The organism is Pseudoalteromonas atlantica (assembly GCA_007988745.1).
GTDB classification, from domain to species: Bacteria; Pseudomonadota; Gammaproteobacteria; order Enterobacterales; family Alteromonadaceae; genus Pseudoalteromonas; species Pseudoalteromonas atlantica.
Window position 1 is genome coordinate 1 of record BJUT01000123.1, and the last position, 1,092, is coordinate 1,092.

Here is a 1,092-nt window from a genome sequence, read left to right on the forward strand (position 1 = left end):
TTCTAACTATTAGAGCAACAGGGGTGGATGGCATTGACATGACGGATGGTTCTACTGGAGCTACATCAATGGGGCCAGTGGGCGGTACTCTCGTTACTAGTACTGCAACTTCTTCTAGTTTTGGCGCTAAGGTTGTAATGACGTCTAATAGTGAGTTTTCTACTGCTGGTGGTGCTGAGGCTATTAGTGGAGTTAGCTCGTTGGTTGCTACATCTTCGATAGATGTATCTACAGCCTTTTCATCACAGGATGCTATTAGTACTATTGATGCTGCGTTGTCGCAAATTGATAACTCTAGGGCTGGGCTAGGGGCTGTTCAAAACCGCTTTGGTCATACCATTAGTAACCTTGCCAATATTCAGGAAAACGTATCTGCATCACGCAGTCGTATTCAAGATACAGACTTTGCAACTGAAACAGCAGAAATGACGAAAAACCAAATCTTGCAACAAGCAGGTACATCAATACTTTCTCAGGCAAACCAAATACCTCAGGCGGCAATTAGCTTGTTAGGTGGTTAATGAGCTTGATAGTGTTCTTAACTAAAAACGCACCTTTAAAGGTGCGTTTTTGCTATTTAGCTATAGGAAATATAGCTATAAGGTAATAATTAAATTAAGGTAAGCTTTTTTTTATCAATAAGTTAATGCATTAATAAAAGAAAAATTAAAAAATAAATTAAAATAATACTAAAGATAAAATTTCTCCTGCCGTTAACTTAACCAGTACAGAGCTTGAGCATACAATTGTGAAAGCTCTTGGTTAAATCTAAACAGTCACATTACGAAAGTAATCAGGAGTTTTATTATGATTTCAGTAAATACAAATGTATCTTCATTAAACGCTCAACGTAACCTATCTCAATCAGGTTCCGACTTAGCTACTTCAATGGAACGTTTATCATCAGGTATGCGTATCAATAGTGCAAAAGATGATGCAGCAGGTCTACAAATTTCAAACCGTTTAACATCTCAAGTTAATGGTCTAGCGGTAGCACAACGTAACGCTAACGATGGTATTTCAATGGCGCAGACTGCCGAAGGCGCGATGCAAGAATCGACCAATATTTTACAACGTATGCGCGAATTAGCA

At 38.5% G+C, this 1,092-nt stretch carries 2 protein-coding genes; both read left to right on the forward strand.

Annotated elements, in window-relative coordinates; genetic code table 11:
• Positions 1-521 (forward strand): flagellin (locus PAT01_RS20180; RefSeq protein ID WP_318299784.1); only part of this gene is annotated, 521 nt, incomplete at its 5' end.
• Between the two features lie 286 nt (positions 522-807).
• On the forward strand, positions 808-1,092 hold a 285-nt coding region (locus tag PAT01_RS19980), incomplete at its 3' end, for a flagellin N-terminal helical domain-containing protein (protein ID WP_450091350.1).